Here is a 24,242-nt window from a genome sequence, read left to right on the forward strand (position 1 = left end):
GCGTCAGGCGGCGCGGGCGCGCCTCTCGCCGCCGCCGCCCACCACGGTCAGGCCGCGCAGGCGGAACTGCGCCCGCACCACCGCGGCCCAGCCCTTGCGGATCTGGGCGATCTTGTCGGCGTCGGAAGCCCTGGCGTCGGTGGCGGTGCCGCAGATCTCGAACAGAAGCGCGTCGCCGATGGAGCCGGGGCACAGCGCCAGGGCGTGCACCAGCCAGGCCATCAGCTCGGCCGGGGTGTGACGCGGCAGGCCGCGCTCCGCCAGGGTCAGGGCGTTCCCGAGGTTCGCCAGCTCCCGCCGTGCCGTTCCGGGGTTCGGGATCATCAATGGCCTCCCTCGCGCGTGTCTCACAGACGACTCCTTACCTCTTTGGAATGGAGCGCGTCAGTGACGGCCATCACAGCATTGCCGTCATTGCGGCGCTCCCAACGGGATCATGCAGGAAACAGACGGCAGCCTCTTTTGGTGTGCCGCGTGCGAATTATCCTCTTTCCCGTTATAGTCGGGATGCCGCACGGTTTGTCGCACCCCTCGCATTCCTGGGAAGGCTCACGTTTTGTCGATGCTCTCCACCCGCGCCGCCTCAGCCGACGCGTCCGACGCCAAGGACGCCGGCACCGCCAACATCCCCAACAAGCGCGCCATCTTGTCCCGGCGCAAGCTGGCGGAGGACCTGGAGAAGCTGGTGGTGGAGCATGGGACCGGCGACAAGCTGCGCCCCGCCCTGATCGCCCGGCTGCGCGGCGCGCTGAACGACGGACGGGCGGAGGTGCGCGCCCGCTTCGAGGCCAAGGGATCGGGCGAGGACTGCGTGCGGCAGAACTGCTACCTCGCCGACGGGGTGGTGCGCTCGCTGGCCGACCTCACGGTCACCCACATCTTCCCGACCCCCAACCCGACCTCCGGCGAGGTGTTCGACATCGTCGCCACCGGCGGCTACGGCCGGGGCGAACTGGCCCCCTTCTCCGACATCGACCTGCTGTTCCTGCTGCCCTACAAGCGCACCCCGCGGGTGGAGCAGGTCGTGGAGTACATGCTCTACATCCTGTGGGATCTCGGGCTGAAGGTCGGCCACGCGGTGCGCAGCGTCGACGACTGCATCCGCCAATCCAAGGCCGACGTGACCATCCGCACGGCCATCCTGGAGTCCCGCTACCTCTGGGGTCCGCGCAAGCTGTTCACCGAGCTGCGCCGCCGCTTCGACCGCGAGGTGGTGGCCGGCTCCGGGCCGGAGTTCGTCGAGGCCAAGCTGGCCGAGCGCGACAACCGCCACCTGAAGCTGGGCGACAGCCGCTATGTGCTGGAACCCAACCTGAAGGACGGCAAGGGGGGCCTGCGCGATCTCCAGACCCTGTTCTGGATCGCCAAGTACCTGTACCGGGTCGAGGACGTCGACGATCTGGTCGGCAAGAAGGTGCTGCTGCCGGAGGAGGCGCAGCGCTTCGCCAAGGCGCAGAACTTCCTGTGGACCGCGCGCTGCCACCTGCACTACCTGACCGGTCGCATGGAGGACCGGATGACCTTCGACGTGCAGACGTCGATCGGCAACCGCATGGGCTACACCGACCACGCCGGGACCAAGGGCGTGGAGCGCTTCATGAAGCATTACTTCCTGGTCGCCAAGGACGTCGGCGACCTGACCCGCATCTTCTGCGCGGCGCTGGAGGCGGAATCGAAGCGCCCGCCCAAGTTCAACATCCTGCGGCTGGCCGCGCTGGCCCGCCGCAAGGACGTGGACGGCTTCGTGGTGGATGGAGAGCGGCTGAACGTCCGCAGCGACCGCCAGTTCAAGGACGAACCGCTGGACATGATCCGGCTGTTCCACACCGCCCAGCAGAACGACATCGACATCCACCCCAACGCGCTGCGCGCCATCACGCGCTCGCTGTCGGTGGTGGGGCCGAAGCTGCGCGCCGACCTGGAGGCCAACCGGCTGTTCCTGGAGATCCTGACCGGCCGTAAGGACCCGGAGATCACGCTGCGCCGCATGAACGAGGCCGGCGTGCTGGCCCGCTTCATCCCCGACTTCGGGCGGGTGGTCGCGCAGATGCAGTACGACATGTACCACGTCTACACGGTGGACGAGCACACGCTGTTCGCGCTGGGCATCCTGCACAAGATCGAGATGGGCGAGCTGACCGAAGAGCTGCCGCTGTCGTCGGAGGTGATCCACAAGGTGGTGTCGCGGCGCGCGCTCTATGTCGCCGTGCTGCTGCACGACATCGCCAAGGGCCGCGGCGGCGACCATTCCATCCTCGGCGCGCGGGTGGCGGAGAAGCTGTGCCCGCGGCTCGGCCTGACGGCGGAGGAGACGGAGACGGTGGCCTGGCTGGTGCGCTGGCACCTCGCCATGTCCTACACCGCCTTCAAGCGCGACCTGGAGGACGACAAGACGGTGCGCGACTTCGTCTCGCTCGTCCAGTCGCCGGAGCGGCTGCGCCTGCTGCTGGTTCTGACGGTGGCGGACATCCGGGCGGTCGGGCCGCAGCGCTGGAACAACTGGAAGGCCACGCTGCTGCGCGAGCTGTACAACCGCTCGGAGGAGGTGATGTCCGGCGGCCTGTCGGTCGAAGGGCGCGGGCGCCGCATCCAGGCCGCCCAGGCGGCGCTGCGGGACGAGCTGTCCGACTTCGACGACGGCGATTTCGAGCGGCACATCGCGCTCGGCTACCCCGCCTACTGGCTGGCCTTCGACGCGGAGACGCTGGGCCGGCAGGCGCGGCTGGTCCGCGAGGCGCTGCGCGACGAACGGCCGCTGACCGTCAACACGCGGATCGATCGCGGCCGCGCGATCACCGAGGTGACGATCTTCGCCACCGACCACCACGGCCTGTTCTCCCGTCTCGCCGGGGCGCTGGCGGCGGCGGGGGCGGACATCGTGGACGCCCGCATCTTCACCATGACCAACGGCATGGCGCTGGACGTCTTCACCGTGCAGGACGCGGCGGGCGGCGGCGCCTTCGAGAGCGGCGACAAGCTCGCCAAGCTGTCGGTGATGATCGAGAAGGTGCTGTCCGGCCAGTTGAAGCCGCTGCACGACCTGACCAAGCGCAAGGCCCCGCACGCCAGCCGCACCCGCGTCTTCCACGTGCCGCCGCGCGTGCTGATCGACAACAACGCCTCCACCACCCACACGGTGATCGAGGTCAACGGGCGCGACCGCCCCGGCCTGCTCTACGACCTGACCCGCGCGCTGACCAACCTGACGCTTCAGATCTCCTCGGCGAAGATCTCGACCTATGGCGAGAAGGCCATCGACGTCTTCTATGTGAAGGACGTCTTTGGCCTGAAGGTCACCCACGAGAGCAAGCTGGCCCAGATCCGCGAGCGGCTGCTGCACGCGCTCGCCGATCCGGCGGGGTGAGGACGGGCCGGGAACTCCGGCTTCAGGACAGCCGGTCCTCCGCCCAGCCGTCGAGCGCCTTGGCGGCCAGACCGGCCAGCACGCCGGTCGCCATGCCGGCGGCGTAGTCGGACGCCCAGTGCCGTTCGGTGGCGAGGCTCGACCAGCCCACCGCCGCGGCGAAGCCCAGGCTGACCATGGTCGCCGGGGACAAGCCGCGGTTCAGCCCGACCGCGGTGGTCAGTGCCGACACATTGATGGCGTGGCCGGAGGGGAAGGAGGCGTGCTTGCCGTCGGCCTTGCCCCAGCGGCTGGGGTCGCGGCCCTCGTTCGGGCGGACGCGGCAGACGACGCGCTTGATCCCCTTGCCGGCCACCGTCCCCAGCGCGATGGCGAGGAGCCCCTGCCGGGCGAGGCGCGACCAGCCCGGCTTCTCCATGCCCAGCCCGGCGGCCCATAGCGCCCCCAGGGCCGGCATCAGCACCATGCGGGAGCTGGGCACCTGGAGCCCGTCGCGCAGGGCCGGCGCCTCCGCGCCCAGGGCGACGGCCTTGCGGTGGGCGGTTCCGTCCAGCCCGTTCACGCCGTCCAGCACGCGGCCCGTGAAACCCTCGTCGCTCATGTCGCGGATCTCCCAAAGCACGCCCCCGTCGCCGCGGAGGCCAGGCGTAAAACAGCCGCGCTGCCGTTTCGTGCCCCAAGGGTGCCTGCAGGGCAGGGGTGCCGCCTTGGCAACCTTGGCAATCGCCGACCGTTTCAACGTCCCTCTCCCGCCTCTCGCGCCCGCATGCGGGCGCTGACGGCGTCAGGCGGCCTTTGGCCGCCGAGAGCCCCGGGAGAGGGTGGCGCCAAAGGTGCCCTCGCACTGGCTGAAAGCCAGCGCTGACGGCGACAGGCGGATGCCCATGGCATCCGCTGAGAGCCGGGTGAGGGTCGCACGAGAAGCCAAAGGCTGATCCTCGGCGACACCCTCACCCTTCCCACGCTGCGCGTGGGCCCCTTCCCTCTCCCGGGACGGGAGAGGGTGGAGTCGGCGATTGCCAAACCGGCCCACCGCGGCGCCTTGGCACACCCCATGAAATCCCGAGTCGCGACTCGCCCGCCCCACCCCGCCTTGGCAATCGCCGACCAATGCCCGAGTCGCTTTAAGTCTGGGCCGAGTCACCGATGATTCCCACACGGTCCCTTGGCGAACGCCGACGAGTCTTCTGGCAATCGCCGACGCACCCCCGAGTCGTCCCCAGGCAATCGCCGACCTAGCAAATAGACTCCAGCAATTAGGTCTCAATTAGCCTCGTCGGCGATCGCCAAATGGACTCTCCCGGCGGTGCATGGTCGACTGCAGGCAGAATGGACGGGGGGACCTATGGGCGACGTGCACCAACTCATCATGACGCATGGCCGGCGCGAGGCGCGGAACCTCGTGGACCCGAAGCGCGCCAGCGTCGTCGATGTCGCGGCGGCGGTGCTGGAGGACGAGTCCAACGCGCTGGGCATCACCTATTCCGGATTCTGCCTGACCAGCCTGCCCCACCGGAAACTGGCGCCGGACGCCGAATGGCGCCGCGACCAGGGCCGCGTTACCCTGCTGGTCGAACCGGGCAAGGAGCGCAAGCGCGACGGCAGCCTGATGCCGGTCGGCGTCCCCTATGGCGCCAAGGCGCGGCTGATCCTGCTCTATCTCCAGACCCGCGCCATCCAGGACAACAGCCGCGAGATCGAGCTTGGCCGCTCGATGAACGACTGGCTCGACCGCATGGGCGTGTCGGCCGGCGGCTCGACCTACAAGGCGGTGCAGGAGCAGGCGACCCGCATCAACCTGTGCCGCCTGACCTTCTTCTGGGACAAGGACGGCGCGGAGGGCTTCGCCAAGGAGAACATCGTCAACGGCGGCATCCGCCTGCGCGACGACGACGGCCAGGGGACGCTGTGGCGCGAGACGGTGCAGCTCTCGGAAACCTTCTTCGCCGCGCTGAAACGCTCGCCCGTCCCGATCTGGGAGCCGGCGATCCGCCACATCGGCGGCTGTTCGATGGCGATCGACGTCTATGTCTGGCTGGCCTACCGGCTGCACGTGCTGCGCGACCCGACCCCGGTGACCTGGAAGGCGCTCTTCACGCAGTTCGGCGGCGGCTACAAGGAGCTGAAGCACTTCAAGCCGGAGTTCCGCGTGGCGTTGGATCTGGCGTTGGCCGTCTACGAGGCGGCGCGGGTGGAGTTCTCCGACACCGGCGTCCTGCTCTACCCGTCGCCGCCGCCGATTCCGGAGCGCAAGATCCTGCCCGCCGCGCGCGGGTAAGTCGGCGATTGCCAACCCGTCCGGCTCCGGAATCGGAGTCGGCGATTGCCAGGGGCCGAAGCCTCACCTCCCCAGGCAGACGAGCGGGGCTTTGCCTAACCCGCCTTGAAGGCCTGCAGACTGCCGCCTTCCCGCGCGTAGATCTGCATCGGACGGCACGTCTCGTCCGTATTGATGATGAGCACGCCAGGTTTGTCCCGCGAATACAGCCAGATCTCGTATTGCGACACCCGCCCGCCCGGTCCGGTGCGCAATTCGCTGTAGACCGCGGCCCGGAACTGCTCCACCGGAATTCCCTCACCCGCCAGCACGGACGCGACCTGACGATTGCAGGCTCCCCGCACCAAGCCGTTCAGCGCCTCCACCGCCCCGGGGGCGGGCTCCGCGCTGCGCGGCGGAGCGAGGCCGGCGCAGGCGCCGAGGCCGAGCAGGCCGGCGCACAGGATGATCCCGGCGGTCCTGCGATTGCGCGAACGGCGTCCGGCGTGGCGATGCATCGCGGCCTCCCTGCCCAATGGCGGTGTTCGTGGCGGTGTTCGGTTACCTCTGCCCAAACACGGGAACGGGCAAAAGGTTCGCACCCAGCCCTTGGCAATCACCGACCATCCCGAATCCGCCGGGCAGAAAAAAGGCAGACAGAAGAAAGGCGGAGCACAACGGCCCCGCCTTTCTTCCTTGGAATCGGCCGGATGGACTCAGTCCACCTGGACCTTCTCGCCGTTCTTCCAGGCCCAGAACACGTAGCCCGGCTGCTTCAGGTCGCCCTTGTCGTCGAAGGACAGCGAACCGACCACCGTGTCGAAGGACGGGCCGGCGCGCAACGCCTTCGCCACGGCGTCGGACTTGGCGCTGTTGGCCTTCTGCACGGCCTCGGCGTAGGTCTGCACCGCGGCGTAGGCGAACAGGGTGAAGCCGTCGGTGCGGATGTTCTTGGCCTGCAGGGCCTCCACCACCGGCTTGGCGGCGGGGTTGCGCTGCGGGTCGGGGGAGAAGGTGAACAGCGTGCCTTCCGCCGTGTCGCCGGCGATGTTCCAGTAGGACTGCGGCTGGATGCCGTCGGCGCCGATGATTTGCGGGCGGAACTGCTGGTCGGCCGCCTGGCGGGCGATCAGACCAAGCTCCTGGTCGTAGCCGCCGTAATAGAGCACGTCCACCCCGTCCGACTTCAGGCGGGTGATGAGAGCGGAATAGTCCTTCTCCCCGGCGGTGATGCTGGTGAAGGCGGCCTCGGTGATGCCGGCGGCGTTCAGCCGGCGCTTCACGTCGTCGGCGAGGCCCTGGCCGTAGGCCTGCTTGTCGTGGACGATGGCGACCTTCTTGCCCTTGTAGCGGTCGGCGATCAGCTTCGCCGCCACCTCGCCCTGCTGGTCGTCGCGGCCGCAGACGCGGAAGACGTTCTTCAGGCCGCGGTCGGTGAGCTGCGGGCTGGTCGCGGTGGGGGAGATCATCACGATCCCCTCCTCGCCATAGACGTTGGAGGCGGCGATCGAGGCGCCGGAGCAGACATGGCCGATCACCGCGGCGACGTTCTGGCTCACCAGCTTGTTGGCGGCGGCCACCGCCTGCTTGGCGTCGCAGGCGTCGTCGGCGATGGTCAGGACCAGCTTCTGGCCCAGCAGCCCGCCCTTGGCGTTGATGTCGGCCACGGCGGCCTCGACGCCGGCCCGGGTCTGCTCGCCATAGGCGGCGGCGGCGCCGGTCATCGGACCGGCCAGCGCGATGGTGATGTCGGCCTGGGCGGCCCCGGCCCACAAGCCGGCCCCCAGGGCGACGGCGACGGCGGTCACAGCCAGCTTCGCACGGATCATGGGTGGATTCCTCTCTCCGGGAACGGGTTCTTTTTATCGAACGCTTTTGGGTCGGAGACCGCGGACGCCGCCTCCGAAACAGGCAAACAAGCAAAGGGACGGGTTCGGCGCAATGGGCAAACAGGCACAGGCTGCCGCACGCCCGGCGCATGACACGGCCTTCGGGACGGCGGTGTACCGGTTCAGTCGACCAGTTCGCGCTGCGCGGGGCCGGGCGACGGCTCGTTCAGGGCCAGAGCCGTCGGAGCCAGAGCCGTCGGAGCCAGGGCCAGGGCGATGGCCCGGTGCAGATCGTCGGCCAGAACGGGCTTGTGCAGGATGCTGAACTGGCCGGCCTCGGCCTCCGCCAGACGCTCCGGGGCGGTGTCGCCGGTCACCAGGATGCCGGGGATCGGGCGCTTCGATCGCCGGCGCACCTCGCGGATGGTCTCGGTGCCGGTGTGCCCCTCGCCCAGCCGGTAGTCGGCGACGATCACGTCCGGATCGGGGTGGCGGCGCAGCGCCTCCACCGCCTCGCCGAAGCTGGCGGTGGGAAACGCCTCGTGCCCCCATTGCCGGATCATCGCGCACAGCCCCTCGCGGACGATGGGGTCGTCCTCGACCACCAGCACGCGGGCGCCGGCCCGCATGCGGGCGGTCACGGGAAAGTCCCCCGGCAGCGTCTCGGCCGGGGCGGGAGGAGCGGCGAGCGGCACCTCCACCCGGAAGACCGATCCCCGCCCCGGTTCGGAGCGCAGGCTGACCGGGTGATCGAGCATGCGGGCCAGCCGGCGCACGACGGCGAGCCCCAGCCCGAGCCCCTGGTCGCGGTCGCGGCTGGCGTTCCCGACCTGCACGAACTCGTGGAAGATGTCCTCCTGCCGGTCGGTCGGGATGCCGATGCCGGTGTCCCACACCTCGATCCGCAGCACCGCGCCGCGCCGCCGGCAACCGACCAGGATGCGCCCGCGGTTGGTGTAGCGCAGCGCGTTTTCAACGAGGTTCTGAAGGATGCGGCCCAGCAGCATCGGGTCGCTGTCCACATGGGCCCCGCAGGGCATGATGTGCAGCAGCAGCCCCTTGCGCACCGCCACCGGGCGGCTGTTGGCGGCGATGCGGTCCAGCAGTTCCGTCACCGGAAACACCCTGCGCTTCGGCTCCACCGCCCCGGCCTCCAGCCGCGACACGTCCAGCAGCCCGTCGAGCAGCATCTTCAGGGCGCCCAGCGCGCGGTCCATGGTGGTCAGGATCTTGCGCATGGCGGGGTCGGTGGCGCGGGTGGACAGCGCCTCCATCAGCAGCATCAGCGACTGCACGGGCTGGCGCAGGTCGTGGCTGGCCGCCGCCAGGAACTTCGACTTGCCGATGTTGGCGCGGTCGGCCTCCCGCCGCGCCTCGGCCAGCGCGGCCTGGGCGGTCTTGTGCTCGGTGATGTCGCGGACGGTGGCGATCACGCTGACCAGCCGCCCGCCGGCGCCGCGCACCGGCGAAGCGCGCAGTTCCAGCCAGACCTCCGGCGCATCGCCTTCCAGACCCGTGCCTGGACGCAGGAACTCCGCGCGCATGTCTCCGGCGTCCTCGGCGCCGTCGCACAACGGACACAGCCCCGTCTCATCCCCCATCAGGCCGGCCAGCACGTCCCGCGCGGCGCGCCCGTCGGCGGCGCCCGGAGCGATCCCCATCAGCCGGGCGAAGGCGGGGTTGGTGTAGACCACCGGCGAGCCGGGCCGGGTGGCGTCGGCGATCAGGATGCCGTCGCCGCTCCATTCCATCGCCCGGTTGCGGATGCGCAGCGCCCGGTCGCCGTGGCGGCGGCGCTGAAGCTCCACCAGGAAGGCGGTGGTGAACAGCAGGATCACCGCGGTGGTGGCGGCGGCCCAGATGATGGAATAGAAGCGGTTCTGCCGCCACGCGCCGAACACCGTCTCCACCGACTCGCCGACCACCGTCATGAGCGGGTAATCGGCGGAGGCGCGGAAGGCGTAGATGCGCTCCACCCCGTCCACCGGGCTGACGACGCGATGGTGCCGGACCGTTCCGCTGCCGGCCTCCGGCCAGAGACCGGAGCTGCGGAAGCTGCGCCCGAACACCTGATCCTGAAGGGCTTGGCGGGCCAGCAGGGGGCCGTCCGCCCGGGCGATGGCGACCGAGCTGTCGCGCGGCAGGTCCAGCCGCCCGTAGAAGCGGGAGAAGATCTCCGCCGGGACGTCGATCACGGCGACGCCGCGGAACGTCCCGTCCGCCCCGTCCAGCCGGCGCGACACCGGGATGAACACGTCCGATGTGCCCGGGCTGACGAAGGGCAGGCCGATGACGAAGCCCTTCTGGTTCCCCTTCCGGTGGACGCCGGACTTGTGCCGGGCGAACTCCTCCCACTCCAGCACGGGGTTGCGGGTGGTGGTCCGTCCCAAGCCCATGGACAGCCAGCCGTTCCCATCGTAAATCCGGATGGAGGCGGCCAAGCCTTCCTCGAACGACCGCCGGGTGGGAATCAGGAGCGGAATGTCCTTTTCGACATGGGAGGCGACGTCGATCAGAAGATCGTCCAGCCGGCGGAAGGTGGCGATGGCCTGTTCCTCGACCAGCTGCGCCATCGCCGCCGTGTGCTGGCGGGTCGTCTGGTCGAGGAAGAGTTCCTCGCGGTCGATGCGGGTCAGCAGCGTCCACCACAGCGCCGCGATGGCGACGGCGACCGCGACGGCGGGAAGAACGAGACGGGCCTCCATCCCCCGTGGAAAAGCGATCCATCGTCGCACTGCCGACCTCAAACACTGCCTCACGGACATTATGCGCCAGCCGAACTCCTCCTTCAATGGACAAGCCAGCGACCAATGATACAAAAAGTAGAGGATAATCAAACTTTTGCGGGTTTTTTGCACCGATCGGCGCGGGGTTGGGCGGCCAATCGGGCCTTTGCCGGATGAGTTTCGCCCGCGCCATCGCCACCGTCGGCAGCCTGACCCTGCTGAGCCGGCTGGCCGGTTTCGCCCGCGACATATTGACCGCGGCGGTGCTCGGCGCCGGGCCGGTGGCCGACGCCTTCTTCGTGGCGCTGAAGCTGCCGAACTTCTTCCGCCGCCTGTTCGCGGAGGGGGCCTTCAGCGTCGCCTTCGTCCCGCTGTTCGCGGCGGAGCTTCAGCGCAACGGCCGCGCCGCCGCGGTGGCCTTCGCCGAGCAGGCACTGGCGGTCCTGCTGACGGTGCTGCTGCCCTTCACCGCCCTGGCCATCCTGGCGATGCCCGCGCTGATGCACGTCCTGGCGCCGGGCTTCGTGGACGAGCCGGCGAAGTTCGCGCTGGCCGTCGACATGGCGCGGCTGACCTTCCCCTATCTGACGCTGATTTCGCTGGTGGCGCTGCTGGGCGGCGTGCTGAACGCGCTGGACCGCTTCGGCCCCTTCGCCGCCGCCCCCATCGCCTTCAATCTGACGCTGATCGCCGCCCTGCTGACCGCGCCGCGTCTGGGGCTGGAGCCGGGACGGGCGATGGCTGCGGCGGTGACGCTGTCGGGCGTGGTTCAGCTGGTCTGGATGGGCTGGGCCTGCCGGGCGGCGGGGGTGACGCTGCGCCTGACGTGGCCGCGGATGACCGAGGGGATGCGCCGCCTGTTCCGGCTGGTCGGGCCGGGGGCCATCGGCGCCGGGGTCATGCAGATCAACCTGTTCCTGAACGTCGTGCTGGCCTCGCTGCTGCCGTCGGGCGCGGTGTCCTTCCTCTATTACGCCGACCGGCTGAACCAGATGCCGCTGGGCGTCATCGGCATCGCCATCGGCACCGCGCTCCTGCCCGTGCTCGCCCGCCACGCCGCGGCGGGGGACGAGCGGATGGTCCGCCATTACCTCAGCCGCGCCCTGGAATTCAGCCTTCTGCTCGGCCTGCCGGCGGCGGTGGCGCTGGGCGTCGCCGGGGCGCCCATCGTGTCGGTGCTGTTCGAGCGCGGCGCCTTCGGCCCGGCGGAGGCGCAGGCGACGGCCTGGGCGCTGGCCGCCTACGCCGTCGGCATCCCCGCCCATGTGATCGTCAAGGCGCTGAACGCCGCCTTCTTCGCCCGCCAGGACACGGCGACCCCGGTGCGCGTCGCGGTGGTGGTGACCCTGGCCAACTTGGCGCTGGGCGTCGCGCTGATGCCGGTGCTGGGCCATGTCGGGATCGCGTTGGCCACCGGGCTGACCGCCTGGCTGAACCTCGCCTTGCTGGCCGGGGCGCTGCGCCGCCGGGGATTCCTGCAGCTGGACGAGCGCTTCCTCGGCCGCGCGCCGCGCATCGCCGCGGCGGCGCTGGGCATGGGGGCGGCGCTCCTGGCCGGCGCGTCGGCCCTGGCGCCGGGGCTGGAGGCGGCGTCCACGCTGGTCCGCTTCGGCGCCCTGGCCCTGCTGGTCGGCGGCGGCGTCGCGGTGTTCGGGACGCTGGCGCAACTGACCGGGGCCACCGATCTGGCCGACCTGAAGGGCTTCCTGCGCAAGGACACTCCGGAATTGGAGCCGCCCGTGTCTTGACCCCGCCCGGTTCCGGGGCGATAACAGCCGCCTTCCAGAAGTTTCGAGCGAGAGTCCTCCCGTGAACCGCATCTTCTCCGGCATGCAGCCGACCCGGCAGCTTCACCTCGGCAACTATCTGGGGGCGCTGCGGAACTGGGTCGAGCTGCAGAACAGCTACGAGTGCATCTTCTGCGTCGTCGACCTGCACGCGCTGACCATCGACCAGGACGCGGAGGTCCTGCGCAACAACATCCGCGAGGTCACCGCGGCCTACATCGCCGCCGGCATCGACCCGGAGAAGAACATCCTCTTCAACCAGTCCTTCGTCCCGGCCCATTCGGAGCTGGCCTGGATCCTCTCCTGCCACACGCCGCTGGGCTGGCTGAACCGCATGACGCAGTTCAAGGAGAAGGCCGGCAAGCAGAAGGACATGGCGAACCTCGGCCTCTACTCCTACCCGGTGCTGATGGCCGCCGACATCCTGCTCTACAAGGCCACCCACGTCCCGGTGGGCGAGGACCAGAAGCAGCATCTGGAGCTGGCCCGCGACATCGCCGGCGCCTTCAACCGCCGCTACGACACCGAGTTCTTCCCGCTGCCCGAGCCGCAGATCCTGGGCGAGGCGACGCGCGTGATGTCCCTGCGCGACGGCACCAAGAAGATGAGCAAGTCGGACGAGTCCGAATATTCGCGCATCAACATGACCGATGACGCAGACACCATCGCGACGAAGGTCCGCAAGGCCAAGACCGATCCGGAGCCGCTTCCGGACAACCTGCCCGACCTGGAGAAGCGTCCGGAGGCCGACAACCTCGTGACCATCTACGCCGCCCTGTCCGACCAGACGCGCGAGCAGACGGTGCAGCAGTTCGCGGGCGCCCAGTTCTCCGGCTTCAAGGCGGCGCTGGTCGATCTGTCGGTCGCCAAGCTGGCCCCGATGACCACCCGCATGAAGGAGCTTCTCGACGACAAGGCGGAGATCGACCGCCTGCTGCGCCGCGGCGGCGAGCGCGCGGCGGCCATCGCCGAGACGAACCTGAACGGCGTGAAGGACATCATCGGCCTTCTGCGTCCTTGAGCAAAGGTGATCGGGTTTTAGCCTCCATAGCCCTCTCCCCTCCGGGGAGAGGGTGGCCCGCAGGGCCGGTGAGGGGGTTGTGCATCTGCCGGAGCTACCGACACGCGCACCCCCGTCACCCTAACCCTCTCCCCAGAGGGGAGAGGGGATTTGGAACGCGATAGTTTTGGCCCCTGTCCCACCGACCGAAAGGCGTCCGCCGTGACGGCTCCCATCCTGCTCACCGGGTTCCAGCCCTTCGGGGATCACGCCGTCAACCCGGCGGCGCTCCTCATGGAGCGGCTGGCCGGCGAGCCGGGGGTCGTCACCGCGATCCTGCCGGTCGAATACGACGCCTGCGGCGCGGCCTTCGCCGCCCTGCTCGAGGAGCACCAGCCCGCCGCCGCCCTGTGCTTCGGGCTGGCCGCCGGGTCCGAATACATCAAGATCGAGCGGCTGGCCTGGAACCGCGACGAGAGCGAGCAGGCCGACAACGCGGGCGTGGTGCGCACCGACGACGCCATCGAGCCGGACGGGCCGACCGCCTACGGCTCCACCCTGCCGGTCCCCACGCTGGTCCGCGAGCTGGCCATCGCCGGCCTGCCGGTGACCTTCAGCGACCACGCCGGCGGCTTCGTCTGCAACCACCTGTTCTACCGCGCCCGCCACGCGATCGAGACGGCGGACCTCGACGTTCCCATGGGCTTCATCCACCTGCCGCCGCTGCCGGAGCAGGTCACCAGCCAGACGGGCCGCTCCGGCCTGCCGCTGGACCAGCAGGAGCGGGCGGTGCGCGTGCTGGTCGGGCTGCTGCGCCAGGGGTTGGGGATCGCCGCCTGAGCCGCCGGCCTCGCCGCGCTCAGGGGCGCTGCGCCAGCCGCTCCATCTCCTTCGCCCAGCCCGCGTAGTTCTTATGGAAATCCGCCAGCGCCGGATCGCTCCGGGTGCGCTCGGCCATCGCCTGCAGCAGCGGCGCCTGGGCCGCCGCCAGTTCCCGCGCGTCGGTCCGCCGCGTCGCCGTCAGGAAGGACGACAGGCTGGTGACCAGCTTTCCCCCCGCCGGGGCCGCCGCCATCTTCGCCAGATCGTTGACGATCCACGGCATGTATTTCAGCACATAGTCGGCGTAGGTCCGCATGACCGGCGCCTGTTCCAGCAGCTCGGCGCGCTCGCGGTCGAAGTCCGTACGATCGAGGATGGCGTGGTTGCGGTAGACGACCGGCGCCTCCGCCGAGACGTCGCACTCCCAGCCCTTGCGCGGGACCAGCAGGTCGGCCTGATCCTTCTCCTCGCGGTAGGGGTAGAAGGGCATGGTCCGGCAGCGCGACGGCTTGTCGGCGTGGATGCCGCAGAGATTGTCCGGCTGGAGCGCCGGGCAGGGAACATGGTTCGGCAGATAGGCGGTGGGCTGGATCAGCACCGCCACCGTCTTGCGGTTGGGCAGGCGCACGGTCGTGCCCAGCCGGGTGGCGAGGTCGTAGGATTTCGCGTTCGACCGCACCACTGTCCAGACCAGGGCCAGGGGAAAGCGCACGGCGTGGGCCACCGCGTCCGTGAGCGTCAGCGGCAGCAGCCCGTGGCAGCATTTTCCGCAGGCGGTGCAGGCGAAGCGCGGTTCCATGGTCCGGGTCCCCGCGGCCCTCAGCGGCCGCAGCAGGCCTTGAACTTCTTCCCCGACCCGCAGGGGCAGGGCTCGTTGCGGCCGACCTTGGCGACCCGGCGCGGCTCGCCCTTCGGATTCACCTCGCCGGCGCTGTAGAGCCACTGGCCGTCGATGCGGCGGAAGGAGGCGCGCTCGTGATGACGCATGTCCTGGCCGTCGCGGCGGAACTGGATCAGGAACTCGACGGTGCCCTCGTCGCCTTCCTCCGTCGCGCGCAGCACGTCGAGCCGCTGCCAGTCGCACTCGTCGGCCACCCGCTCCGCCTCGGCGCGGTTGAAGTCCTCGCGGATCTCCGGCGCGTGGGTGCGCTCCACATGGTCGAGGTCGTGGCGCACGAAGGCGGTGTAGCGCGACCGCATCAGCGCCTCGGCCGTCGCGGCGGGCGCGCCGGCCAGGATCGGGCCGCAGCAGGTCTCGAAGGACAGGCCGGAACAGCAGGGGCAGGCGGAGGAGGTCATGGCGCGCGGGTCCGTCGGTGGGTCCGGGGCTGGTGTGGCAGGATGGGCCACCCCGGTCAAGCGCTGCGGGCCAAACACAACGGACGAGGTGAAGTCGGGTCAGGCCGAACGGGCGCGGCGCGGCTCGGACGGTGTGTGAACGGTCGGTTTCACGATGGCGCGCAGTTGCTCAAGGAACGCGCGGCCGGTGTCGGTGAGCGTGACGATCTTGCGGCGGCGTTCGCGCGGGTCTTCCTGGGCCTGGACGAGGTCGAGTCCGGCCTTCCCGAAGCTGTGCCAGCGGCTGAGCGCGGCGACGTTGCGCGACGCGGAGGATTGGGCGATGCCCAGGCGTTCCGCAAGCTCGCCGATGGAAATCCCTTCGTTCTGCGCGATCGTCATGAAGGACAGCGCGTACTGGATCGGCAGGTCGGGATCGAGCTTGCGAAACGCCTCGAGCACATGGACGACGGTGGTCACCTCGTCAGGGCGAACCTCGTCAAGGCGAATATGGGCCGGCATCAGCGACCCTCCCCGAGCGAGGACCCCATCGGGCCGGTGTGTAGATGATGTTCAGGCGTCCAAGCCATATCACGAATTCCCCGTTATCCCGCCGGGCGTCGAAAAAACGATCCGGAGAGGCCCAGTGGGCGTGCTCAACGAAGACCGAACGACCGCAAAACCCCAAAAAGACACACATGGCTTCCTCTCGATATCCGGAATTCGCGTTCCAATGCGCTGGGTTGAAGAAGGGAGCCGTTAGCTCGCCGGGCGGTATGGGCGGTCCAATCGCCCTGTCGGCGATTCGGGGTGGTGGGTACGATGGCTTTCATCGTGGTCTCCGTGGGTTGAAGGAAGGCAGGGGTTGAAGGAAGGCGCGGCCCCGAAGGGAAACCGCAGGATCGGGTATCGCCTGTCAGCGATACGCTTGCAACGTCAAAAATGACCGGGCATCCGAAAGGTTCCGCTCCCGGATGTGTTGGGCCGGACTGTAGCCCGCTTCGGTTCCGTCCAGCCCGCCAGTAAGCCCGATATCGCGCCGCAGATGGGCGCTCAGCGTCTCCACGCCGGCATCGTCGCCGTCGCGGTCCAGCCACTGCCGCAGCAGGGCGTTCCACAAGGTCTGCATGACTCCTCTCCTTGGTGCAGAGGAGCAATTAATCCGCTATCGGATGATTTCCGTCAAGTCTGAATCAGGCCTTTCGGACCAAGCGGTTGGGCTGCTCCGCCTTCGTCCTTGGCGATCCGCTTGTCCCGCACTATAGAGTCCCGTCATGAAGGCGAGCCCAAGTACCACCGGCATCCTGCTCTGACGCGTCCGACGCGCAGAGCCTGAACGCGCGCGCCCCGGAGGGGAGCCCGCGGTGTCCGTCTGCGCCCGCGCGCAGGCAGAAAGCCGCCGGATCGGCGGCTCACAAGCCGTGAGTGGTTTGATGGAAAACGTCTTCGAAAGCCCGTTCAAGGGCATCGTGCTGGACAAGCAGGTCACCAACCCGAACATCGTCGTTGGCCGGTACAGCTATTATTCCGGCTATTATCATGGCCACAGCTTCGACGACTGCGCCCGGTTTCTTCTCCCGGACGAGGGCGTCGACCGGTTGGTGATCGGCAGCTTCTGCTCGATCGGGTCCGGTGCGGCCTTCATCATGGCGGGCAACCAAGGCCACCGGAACGACTGGATCAGCACCTTTCCCTTCTTCTGGATGCCCGAGGTTCCGGCCTTCGCCGGCGCGCGGAACGGCTATCGGCCGGCCGGCGACACGGTGATCGGCAACGACGTCTGGATCGGGTCGGAAGCCATCATCATGCCCGGCGTCACCATCGGCGACGGCGCCGTGATCGGCACACGGGCGCTGGTGACGCGCGACGTCGAGCCCTACGCGATCGTGGGCGGCAACCCCGCCCGGGTGATCCGCAAGCGCTTCGACGACGACCTCATCGCGTTGCTGCTCGAGATGAGGTGGTGGGATTGGTCCGATGACCAGTTGCAGGAGGCGATGCCGATCCTGACCAGCGGCGACGTCGCGCTCCTCCACCGCCATTGGCGCGATGTGATCGAACGCGACTGACGGCCACCGGACCGCTTCGCCTGTTCACCCCGGAACAGGCGAAGCGGCTCAGGAGGCGGGTTGGGGGGCCGGGCGGCCGCCGACGCGGGCGTCCCAGCCCAGCATCGCGACCTCGGCCACGGCCTCCAGTTCGGCGCGCTCCGCGCCGTCGCGGGCGAGGATCGACATGCCGGCCTGCACCGTCTGCACGAAGCGGGCGAGCGCGTGGAGATCGACCGAGGCCGGGATCTCGCCCTCGGCCACGGCCCGTGCCATGCGCTCCGTCAGGATGTCGACCGCCGAGGCGCGCGCCGAGCGCACCACCTCGCCCAGCGCAGCGTGCCCCTCGCTGCCGACCGCCGAGAGCGTCACCATGCAGCCGCGCGGGATGTCGCCACGGCAGCCGGTAAGCGCCGCGGCCGAGTCCATCAGCAGGCCCATGACCGCCTCGCGGGCGGTGCCGGCGGTGAAGAAGCGCCCCCAGACCAGCCCCTCGTAGCTTTTGCGGTAATGATTCACCGCCTCGACGTAGAGCGCCTCCTTGGAGCCGAAGGCGGCGTAGAGGCTGGGCGAGCCGATCCCCATGGCCTCCGTCAGGTCGGCGATGGAGGTCGCCTCGTAGCCCTTGCTCCAGAACAGGCGGGTCGCCTGGGTCAGGGCCGCCTCGCGGTCGAAGGCGCGCGGCCGTCCGCGCCCGCGAGCGGGCGGCGTGCCGGCCGTCTGGGCGGTGCTGCCGTCGGGAGGCGGGGTCGGGCGTGATTTCTGCATCGATCACTATTTAATCCCGCCGCCGCGTGGGGGCAATGGCCTTGGGCAGCCGCGGTTTAATTTTGTGTCGATCAATACAAAAACCATTGACCGCCGCACCGAACGCCTCTAGCTATTTTTGTATCGAACGACACAGAAAGGCTGGATCATGGTTGAGCCGAGTGGTGAGTTGGTTGGCAAGCGCGCCCTGGTGACGGGCGGTTCGCGGGGCATCGGCGCCGCCATCGCGCTGGCGCTCGCCGACAAGGGCGCGGATGTGGCGATCTCCTACGAGCGGTCGGCCGAGCGCGCCGCCGAGGTGGTCCGGGCGATCGAGGCGAAGGGCCGGCGCGCCGTCGCCATCCCGGCCGACAGCGCCGATCCGGCGGCCATGGGCGCCCTGGTCGGTCGGACGGTGGAGGCGCTTGGCGGCCTCGACATCCTGGTCAACAACGCCGGCATCGCCCGCCAGGGCATGGTCGCCGAGATGAGCCTCGCCGACATCGACGCGCTTCTGAACGTCAACGTGCGCGCGGCGGTGCTGGTGGCGCAGGCGGCCATCCCGCATCTCAAGGACGGGGGGCGCATCGTCTTCATCGGGTCGTGCCTCGCCGACCGCATCACCGCTCCGGGGGTCACCGTCTATTCGATGACCAAGTCGGCGCAGATCGCCCTGACGCACGGCCTCGCCCGCGAACTCGGCCCGCGCGACATCACGGTCAATCTGGTCCAGCCGGGGGCGACCGACACCGACATGAATCCGGCGAACGGCGATCATGCCGAAATCCTGCGCTCGCAGACGCCGCTCGGCCGCTACGGCAAGCCGGAGGATGTGGCGGCGGCCGTCGCCTTCCTGGCCAGCCCGGCGGCGCGGCAGATTTCCGGGGCCACCCTGACGGTGGACGGCGGCCTGAACGCCTGACGCCTCAACGCCTGACGCCGCAACGCCTGACGCCGCAACCGGTTCGGGGAAGCCTTTGTTCGAGAAGGCGCCCCGGACGGCACCGGCCAAGGATTAACGATCCGTTAACGACGAATATGGGGCGACCCGAGGAGCGCCAACACCGACGCCAGCAACGGAGACGCCTCAGATGCGGCACGCACCGATGAGAACGGCCGATTTCCCCACCACCCGGCCGCCGCCGCAAGGTGTTGCCCAATGAGCCGTTCCGCGACGCTCGACGGGCTGCGGGGTTATTTCCTCGTCTTCATGATGGTCAACCATGTGGTGCTGGCCGGCGGCGTGCTGCTCGCCAAGGTCAACCACGCCGAACTCGGTTATGTGCAGGACGCCCAGGGCTTCGTGCTGCTGTCGGGCATCGTCGCCGGCATGTACTACACCCGCGTCTGGACCCAGCGCTCCCCCGAGGCGGCCCGGCGACGCCTGTTCGCCCGCGCCCGCGAGCTGTACGTCTCGACCATGCTGGTGATCGCGCTGGTCACCGCCATGGTGGTGCTGGTCCCCGGCGCGCGGGAGCCGCTGGGCGGCTTCCTCGGGCATCTGGCCTGGCTGGAGCCCGGCACCCTGCTGGCGAGCGCGCTCCTGCTGCATTCGCCGACCTTCACGGATCTGCTGATCCAGTACATCCTCTACCTCGCGGCGACGCCGCTGCTGCTCCGCCTGATCCTCGACGGCCACGCCCGCAAGGTCGCGCTGGGCAGCGCCGCGCTGTGGGCCGCCGTGCAGATGGGCCTGCACGTCCCGGTGCTGACCGCGCTCGACGCTGGCCTGGGGCGGCTCAGCGACGGGCTGGCGGTGCGCGGGCCGTTCAACCCGCTCGCCTGGCAGGTGCTCTACGTCGCGGGTCTGCTGATCGGCAGCGCGGTGCAGCGCGGCCGTTTCGACACCGAGCGCTGGTTCCCGGTCGAGCGGCCGCCCTGGCTGGTGCCGGCGCTGGTCACCGTGGTGGTCTGCGCGGCCTGGCACCTGTCCTTCGTCCATGAGCTGGTCGGCCCGGCCGTCGGCGAGCGTTTCCTGCGCTACGTCGATCGCACCGAGTTCAGCCTCGTCTACCTGGCGAACTTCGCGGCGCTGGCCTATGCCGTGTCCTGGCTGCTCATCGCCGGGCCGCGGTCGTCCCACCCGGTCGCCGCCGTCACCGCCCGGCTGCTCACCGCGCTGTTCAGCCTGCCCTTCCTCCGGCTGCTGGGGCGGCACTCGTTGCAGGTCTACCTGTTCCATGTGCTGGTCGCCTACGCGATCCTGCTGATCGACCTGTTCGGCGGCCCGTTCAACCAGCTCACCAAGGCTGTCCTGCTGCTCGCCAGCCTCGCCAGCCTCGCCATCCCCGCCCTGTGGCGCGAGCGGAGCCGCGCCAGGCCGGCGGAGCGGGGCGCCGTCCGGATGGGCTCGTCCCGAGGCTGAGGGTGCGAGGGCGCGGACGGACAGGACCCGTCTTGTCCTGGACAAGCCCGCCCCGCTGGGTCAAAGAGAAAGCATCAAAAGTGGTGGGACCGGTGGAAGGGCCATCGCCCGGCCGATCCCCGCCCGCCCTTGCGCTGCTTGAGGACGATCGACCCGCGTGACGAGACGCGCCCAACATCGGTGGTTCGGAACACTGGCCGCCGCCCTGCTGGCGGTGGCGCTGGCGCCCTGGCTGGCCCCGGCGCCGGCCAAGGCCGACCCCCGCTTCGTGCCCGGCCCCTGCTGGTTCTCCGTGCCGGAGGGCGAGGCCGCGCTGTGCGGGACCGTCGGTGTGCCCGACCGGCGCGACCGGCCGGCGACGCGGGCCTTCCGCCTGCCGGTCGTCGTCCTGCTCTCCACCGCCAAGCAGCCGTCCCCCGACCCCGTCCTGTTTCTGGAGGGCGGCCCCGGCGCCTCGCCCTTCGGCAGCGGCGAGGCGGTGGAGGAGCGGATGGAGGTGTGGTGGTCGCTGACCGCCGGGTTCCGCCGGTCGCGCCACGTCGTGCTGTTCGACCCGCGCGGCGCCGGGCGGGCCGAGCCGGACACCGACTGCCCGGAGCTGGACGTACTCGGCGCATCGCCCCGCCTGCGCCCGGTGTCGCGGGACCGCCGCGCCGCGCTGGAGCGCACCGCCATCGCCGCCTGCCGCGACCGCTTCACCGCCGCCGGGCTGGACGGCGCCATGTTCACCACCCCCATCGCCGCCGACGACGCCATGGACGTCGCCGCGGCGCTGGGCGCGCAGCGGGTCAACCTGTTCGCCGTGTCCTACGGCACGCGGGTGGCGCTGGAGATCCTGCGGCGCCACGGCGGGCGGGTGCGTGCGGCGGTGCTCGATTCCATCTACCCGCCCGACGTCAACGCGACGGAGGAGGCGCCCTGGCTGGCGCACCGGGCGTTCAGGCGGCTGTTCGACGATTGCGCGGCCAACCGCGTGTGCCGCGCCGCCTATCCGGACCTGGAGCGCCATCTGCTGGAGCTGGTGGAGCGGCTGGGCAAGGCCCCGGTGGACGTGCCGGTGGGCGATCCGGAGATCCCGCGCTGGACGCGGCTGGACAGCGCCGCCGCCCTGTCCGCCCTGCTGGAGGCGATGGCCGAGGGCGAGAGCGTGCCCCGCCTGCCCGCCCTGATCGAACGGGCGTGGCGTGGCCGCTACGACCGCCTGTCCGACTGGGTGCCCGCCCCCTGGCTGGGCGACCCCGACTCGGCGGAGGGCATGGCCTTTTCCATCGAATGCCGGGAGACGGTGAACCCCGCCGACCCGCTGCGGCTGGCCGACGCCGCCCGCCGCTTCGCCCCCTACGGCGCCGTCACCGCCGACGATCCCGGCCGGCGCGTCTGCGCCCAGTGGCCCGCCGCCGCCCAGGAGGCGTCGGAGCGGCTGCCGGTGGCCAGCGCGGTGCCGGTGTTGCTGCTGTCCGGCGCCTACGACCCGCTGACCCCGCCGGAGTGGGCGGAGCGCGCCGCGGCGACCCTGCCGAAAAGCCGGCATCTCGTCTTCCGCAGCGCCGGGCATCTGGTCACCGCGTCGGACGACTGCGCCGTCGCCGTCGCCACACAGTTCGTGGATTCGGAAGCCCTGCCCGCCAACGCCTGCCCGGCGGCGGCCMAGCCGCCGGGGTTCCAGCCACCCTAAACCCTACTTCAGCGCGTCCAGCATGAAGGCCGGAAGGGCGAAGCTGGCGACGTGGATGTCGGGCGTGTAGTAGCGGGTGCTCAGCCCCGCCGCGGCGAAGCGCGGGCGGATCGCCTCCGCCGTCTGGCGGCGCAGCGCCGCGTCCTCGGTGGCCCAGCCGAAGGCCATGAAGCCCCCGTAGTAGCTGGGCACTGGCGCCACGAAGAAACCGGCGTCGTCGAACAGCCGGCCCAGCCGCCGGTGGCTGTCCTTCAGCTCGCCCGGCTGGAGGAAGGGCACGCCGTTCTGGGTGACCAGCACGCCGCCGGGGGTCAGCCGCGCCTTGCAGTCGGCGTAGAACTCCTCGGTGAAGAGGACGGCGCCCGGCCCGTGGGGGTCGGTGGAATCGACGATGATGACGTCGAACCGCTCCGCCGTCTCCTTGACGAAGGCACAGCCGTCGGCGATCACCAGATCGGCGCGCGGATCGTCGAAGGCGCCGGCGCTGATCGACGGCAGATGGGCGATGGACAGATCGACCACCGAGCGGTCGATCTCCACCATCGTCACCCGCTCCACCGCCTTGTGCTCCAGGCAGCGGCGCAGCATCCCGCCGTCGCCGCCGCCGACGATCAGCACGCGGCGGACCCGCCCATGCGCCAGGATCGGCACATGGGTCAGCATCTCGTGATAGACAAACTCGTCGCCTTCGGTGGTCTGGACGACGCCGTCGAGCGCCATCACGCGGCCCAGGACCGGGTTCTCGAAGATCACCAGATCCTGGAGGCCGGTGCGGTCGCGGTGCAGGACGCGGCCCATGCGCAGGCGCTGGGCCACGTCCTTGTGCAGCGTCTCGTCGTACCAGCCGGAGCCGGAGTCGCTCATGACCCGGTTTCGCCGCGCAGCAACTCGTCGCACTTCACGCCGGTGGGCTTGAACGCGCGTTCCAGCACCGGGATGGCCTTCATGGGCTGGGCGTCGCCGCACATGAAGATGTCCAGCGCGGCGTAGCCGCGTTCCGGCCAGGTGTGGATGCTGATGTGCGACTCGGCGAGCACCGCCACGCCGGAGATGCCGCCGTTCGGCGTGAAATGGTGAAGGTGGATGTGCAGGAGCGTCGCCCCAGCCACCTCCACGGACTCGATCAGCGTGGAACGGACATGGTCCAGCTCGTCCAGACGTTCGGCACCCCACAGATCGACGATCAGGTGGGTGCCGGCGCAGACCTTGCCATCGCGGACGACGAAATGGTCCTTGCGATCGTCTTGGTATTCCTTCCAGGGACCAGAAGTGACGTTGGTCCGGCTGGAGATTTGACCTTCCGTTTGGGCTTTCCTTGGATCGCTTCCCAAGTCCATCCCCAATTGGAAGAGAGAAGCGGTCTTCGCCATCGTTCTCCCCCATCAGCAGATGTTCCGCGCAAATGGCGCGGAGGAGGGGGGCATATGGGACAAATTCGCATGCGAATCAACACAATTCTGTCCAGCTCTGCCCTTTGTGCTTTGTCGCGGCGCTCTGGCGCGGTGCGCGGTGCGGGCGCATAATCGCGTGTCCGCCGCCGTCCGGAGCGGTTCGGAGGGTCCTTCTGGAGTTCATTGCTATGAACCGCAAACCGCTGATCGGCGTTCCCGCCTGCGCCCGCATGATGGGCGAGCATCCCTTCCACGTCGTCGGCGACAAGTATGTCCGCGCGGTGTCGGATGGGGCCGGCGGCATGCCGCTGCTGATCCCGGCGCTGGGGACGGCGCTGGACATGGACGAGGTGGCGGGTCGGCTCGACGGGTTGCTGGTCACCGGAAGCCCGTCGAACGTCGAGCCGCACCGCTACGGCGGGTCGCCCAGCGAGCCGGGCACCCTGCACGACCCGGAGCGCGACGACACCACCCTGCCGCTGATCCGCGCCGCGCTGGAGATGGGCGTGCCGCTTCTCGGCATCTGCCGTGGATTCCAGGAGCTGAACGTGGCGCTGGGCGGCACGCTGCACCAGCGGGTGCACGAGGTGCCGGGCTATTCCAACCACCGGGAGGACAAGGAGGCGCCGCTGGCCGTGCAGTACGGGCCGTCGCACAGCGTGAGGCTGACCCCCGGCGGCGTGCTGGAAAGGCTGGCCGGCGGCGAGGCGGCGGTGACCGTCAACTCCCTGCACGGGCAGGGCATCGACCGGCTGGCCGACGGGCTGATCGTGGAGGCGATGGCCGAGGACGGGCTGGTCGAGGCGGTGCGGGTGGCCGGGGCGCCGGCCTTCGCCTTGGCCGTGCAGTGGCACCCGGAATGGCGGTTCTGGGAGAACCCGCTGTCGGCGGCGATCCTGCGCGCCTTCGGAAGCGCCGCCGCCGACCGGGCGCGGCGGCGCCTTTCCTGAAAG

At 69.8% G+C, this 24,242-nt stretch carries 22 protein-coding genes; 10 read left to right on the forward strand and 12 right to left on the reverse strand.

Annotated features, from left to right (window positions below; genetic code table 11):
• Positions 1 to 3 precede the first annotated feature (3 nt).
• Positions 4 to 324, reverse strand: a complete 321-nt coding sequence (locus AC1DVI_RS26040; RefSeq protein WP_149165457.1) for a hypothetical protein — start codon at positions 322 to 324, stop codon at positions 4 to 6.
• Between the two features lie 238 nt (positions 325 to 562).
• Between AC1DVI_RS26040 and AC1DVI_RS26045 the strand changes: the two genes are divergently transcribed.
• Complete coding sequence (locus AC1DVI_RS26045; RefSeq protein WP_476960467.1) at positions 563 to 3,364, forward strand: [protein-PII] uridylyltransferase; 2,802 nt, start codon at positions 563 to 565, stop codon at positions 3,362 to 3,364.
• A 22-nt stretch (positions 3,365 to 3,386) separates the two neighbouring features.
• Here AC1DVI_RS26045 and AC1DVI_RS26050 read toward each other — a convergent pair whose 3' ends face one another.
• Complete coding sequence (locus AC1DVI_RS26050) at positions 3,387 to 3,965, reverse strand: phosphatase PAP2 family protein (protein WP_149165455.1); 579 nt, start codon at positions 3,963 to 3,965, stop codon at positions 3,387 to 3,389.
• Positions 3,966 to 4,709: 744 nt separating this feature from the next.
• Between AC1DVI_RS26050 and AC1DVI_RS26055 the strand changes: the two genes are divergently transcribed.
• Entirely contained in the window at positions 4,710 to 5,642 is a 933-nt protein-coding gene (locus AC1DVI_RS26055) for a replication protein RepA (protein ID WP_149467806.1), read from the forward strand.
• A gap of 95 nt (positions 5,643 to 5,737) precedes the next feature.
• On the opposite strand, the gene AC1DVI_RS26060 is transcribed toward AC1DVI_RS26055, so the two are convergent.
• The 3 genes from AC1DVI_RS26060 to AC1DVI_RS26070 form a co-directional block, all read right to left on the reverse strand.
• Entirely contained in the window at positions 5,738 to 6,139 is a 402-nt protein-coding gene (locus tag AC1DVI_RS26060) for a hypothetical protein (RefSeq protein WP_476960442.1), read from the reverse strand.
• Positions 6,140 to 6,337: 198 nt separating this feature from the next.
• Positions 6,338 to 7,450, reverse strand: a complete 1,113-nt coding sequence (locus AC1DVI_RS26065; protein WP_476960443.1) for an ABC transporter substrate-binding protein — start codon at positions 7,448 to 7,450, stop codon at positions 6,338 to 6,340.
• A 182-nt stretch (positions 7,451 to 7,632) separates the two neighbouring features.
• Positions 7,633 to 10,155, reverse strand: coding sequence for an ATP-binding protein (locus tag AC1DVI_RS26070; RefSeq protein WP_476960444.1), 2,523 nt, complete (start codon positions 10,153 to 10,155; stop codon positions 7,633 to 7,635).
• A 194-nt stretch (positions 10,156 to 10,349) separates the two neighbouring features.
• Here AC1DVI_RS26070 and murJ point away from each other — a divergent pair, with 194 nt between their 5' ends.
• The 3 genes from murJ (at position 10,350) to AC1DVI_RS26085 (ending at position 13,803) form a co-directional block, all read left to right on the forward strand.
• The gene (gene murJ / locus AC1DVI_RS26075) at positions 10,350 to 11,924 is read left to right on the forward strand and encodes a murein biosynthesis integral membrane protein MurJ (RefSeq protein WP_476960445.1); all 1,575 of its coding nucleotides are present in this window, start codon (positions 10,350 to 10,352) and stop codon (positions 11,922 to 11,924) included.
• Positions 11,925 to 11,985: 61 nt separating this feature from the next.
• The gene (gene trpS / locus AC1DVI_RS26080) at positions 11,986 to 12,984 is read left to right on the forward strand and encodes a tryptophan--tRNA ligase (RefSeq protein WP_476960446.1); all 999 of its coding nucleotides are present in this window, start codon (positions 11,986 to 11,988) and stop codon (positions 12,982 to 12,984) included.
• A gap of 201 nt (positions 12,985 to 13,185) precedes the next feature.
• Positions 13,186 to 13,803: a pyroglutamyl-peptidase I gene (locus tag AC1DVI_RS26085; protein WP_476960447.1), complete on the forward strand. Its 618-nt coding sequence runs from the start codon at positions 13,186 to 13,188 to the stop codon at positions 13,801 to 13,803.
• 19 nt (positions 13,804 to 13,822) lie between these two features.
• On the opposite strand, the gene AC1DVI_RS26090 is transcribed toward AC1DVI_RS26085, so the two are convergent.
• From AC1DVI_RS26090 to AC1DVI_RS26105, 4 genes are all read right to left on the reverse strand, one after another.
• Positions 13,823 to 14,584: a YkgJ family cysteine cluster protein gene (locus AC1DVI_RS26090; protein WP_476960448.1), complete on the reverse strand. Its 762-nt coding sequence runs from the start codon at positions 14,582 to 14,584 to the stop codon at positions 13,823 to 13,825.
• Positions 14,585 to 14,604: 20 nt separating this feature from the next.
• On the reverse strand, positions 14,605 to 15,084 hold the full coding sequence (locus AC1DVI_RS26095) for a YchJ family protein (RefSeq protein WP_476960449.1): 480 nt from the start codon (positions 15,082 to 15,084) through the stop codon (positions 14,605 to 14,607).
• A 99-nt stretch (positions 15,085 to 15,183) separates the two neighbouring features.
• Complete coding sequence (locus tag AC1DVI_RS26100; RefSeq protein ID WP_476960450.1) at positions 15,184 to 15,585, reverse strand: MarR family winged helix-turn-helix transcriptional regulator; 402 nt, start codon at positions 15,583 to 15,585, stop codon at positions 15,184 to 15,186.
• A 394-nt stretch (positions 15,586 to 15,979) separates the two neighbouring features.
• Positions 15,980 to 16,192 (reverse strand): hypothetical protein, encoded by a 213-nt coding sequence (locus AC1DVI_RS26105; RefSeq protein ID WP_476960451.1) that lies wholly within the window; start codon positions 16,190 to 16,192, stop codon positions 15,980 to 15,982.
• 304 nt (positions 16,193 to 16,496) lie between these two features.
• On the opposite strand from AC1DVI_RS26105, the gene catB reads away from it, so the two are divergent.
• Positions 16,497 to 17,132 (forward strand): type B chloramphenicol O-acetyltransferase, encoded by a 636-nt coding sequence (gene catB, locus AC1DVI_RS26110; protein WP_476960452.1) that lies wholly within the window; start codon positions 16,497 to 16,499, stop codon positions 17,130 to 17,132.
• A 48-nt stretch (positions 17,133 to 17,180) separates the two neighbouring features.
• Here the strand turns inward: catB and AC1DVI_RS26115 are convergent, their stop codons facing one another.
• Positions 17,181 to 17,879, reverse strand: a complete 699-nt coding sequence (locus AC1DVI_RS26115; protein ID WP_476960453.1) for a TetR/AcrR family transcriptional regulator — start codon at positions 17,877 to 17,879, stop codon at positions 17,181 to 17,183.
• A 148-nt stretch (positions 17,880 to 18,027) separates the two neighbouring features.
• Between AC1DVI_RS26115 and AC1DVI_RS26120 the strand changes: the two genes are divergently transcribed.
• From AC1DVI_RS26120 to AC1DVI_RS26130, 3 genes are all read left to right on the forward strand, one after another.
• Positions 18,028 to 18,780: an SDR family oxidoreductase gene (locus AC1DVI_RS26120; protein ID WP_476960454.1), complete on the forward strand. Its 753-nt coding sequence runs from the start codon at positions 18,028 to 18,030 to the stop codon at positions 18,778 to 18,780.
• A gap of 237 nt (positions 18,781 to 19,017) precedes the next feature.
• Positions 19,018 to 20,223: an OpgC family protein gene (locus AC1DVI_RS26125; protein ID WP_476960455.1), complete on the forward strand. Its 1,206-nt coding sequence runs from the start codon at positions 19,018 to 19,020 to the stop codon at positions 20,221 to 20,223.
• A 157-nt stretch (positions 20,224 to 20,380) separates the two neighbouring features.
• On the forward strand, positions 20,381 to 21,898 hold the full coding sequence (locus AC1DVI_RS26130; RefSeq protein ID WP_476960456.1) for an alpha/beta hydrolase: 1,518 nt from the start codon (positions 20,381 to 20,383) through the stop codon (positions 21,896 to 21,898).
• Between the two features lie 3 nt (positions 21,899 to 21,901).
• Here AC1DVI_RS26130 and speE read toward each other — a convergent pair whose 3' ends face one another.
• Together speE and speD are read right to left on the reverse strand one after the other, a co-directional pair.
• Complete coding sequence (gene speE / locus AC1DVI_RS26135; RefSeq protein WP_476960457.1) at positions 21,902 to 22,762, reverse strand: polyamine aminopropyltransferase; 861 nt, start codon at positions 22,760 to 22,762, stop codon at positions 21,902 to 21,904.
• Positions 22,759 to 23,268 (reverse strand): adenosylmethionine decarboxylase, encoded by a 510-nt coding sequence (speD, locus tag AC1DVI_RS26140; RefSeq protein ID WP_476960458.1) that lies wholly within the window; start codon positions 23,266 to 23,268, stop codon positions 22,759 to 22,761. The genes speE and speD overlap by 4 nt, the downstream gene beginning before the upstream one ends.
• 209 nt (positions 23,269 to 23,477) lie before the next feature.
• Between speD and AC1DVI_RS26145 the strand changes: the two genes are divergently transcribed.
• Complete coding sequence (locus AC1DVI_RS26145; protein ID WP_476960459.1) at positions 23,478 to 24,239, forward strand: gamma-glutamyl-gamma-aminobutyrate hydrolase family protein; 762 nt, start codon at positions 23,478 to 23,480, stop codon at positions 24,237 to 24,239.
• Positions 24,240 to 24,242: the final 3 nt, after the last annotated feature.

It is taken from the genome of Azospirillum sp. P4_B5 (genome assembly GCF_056402275.1).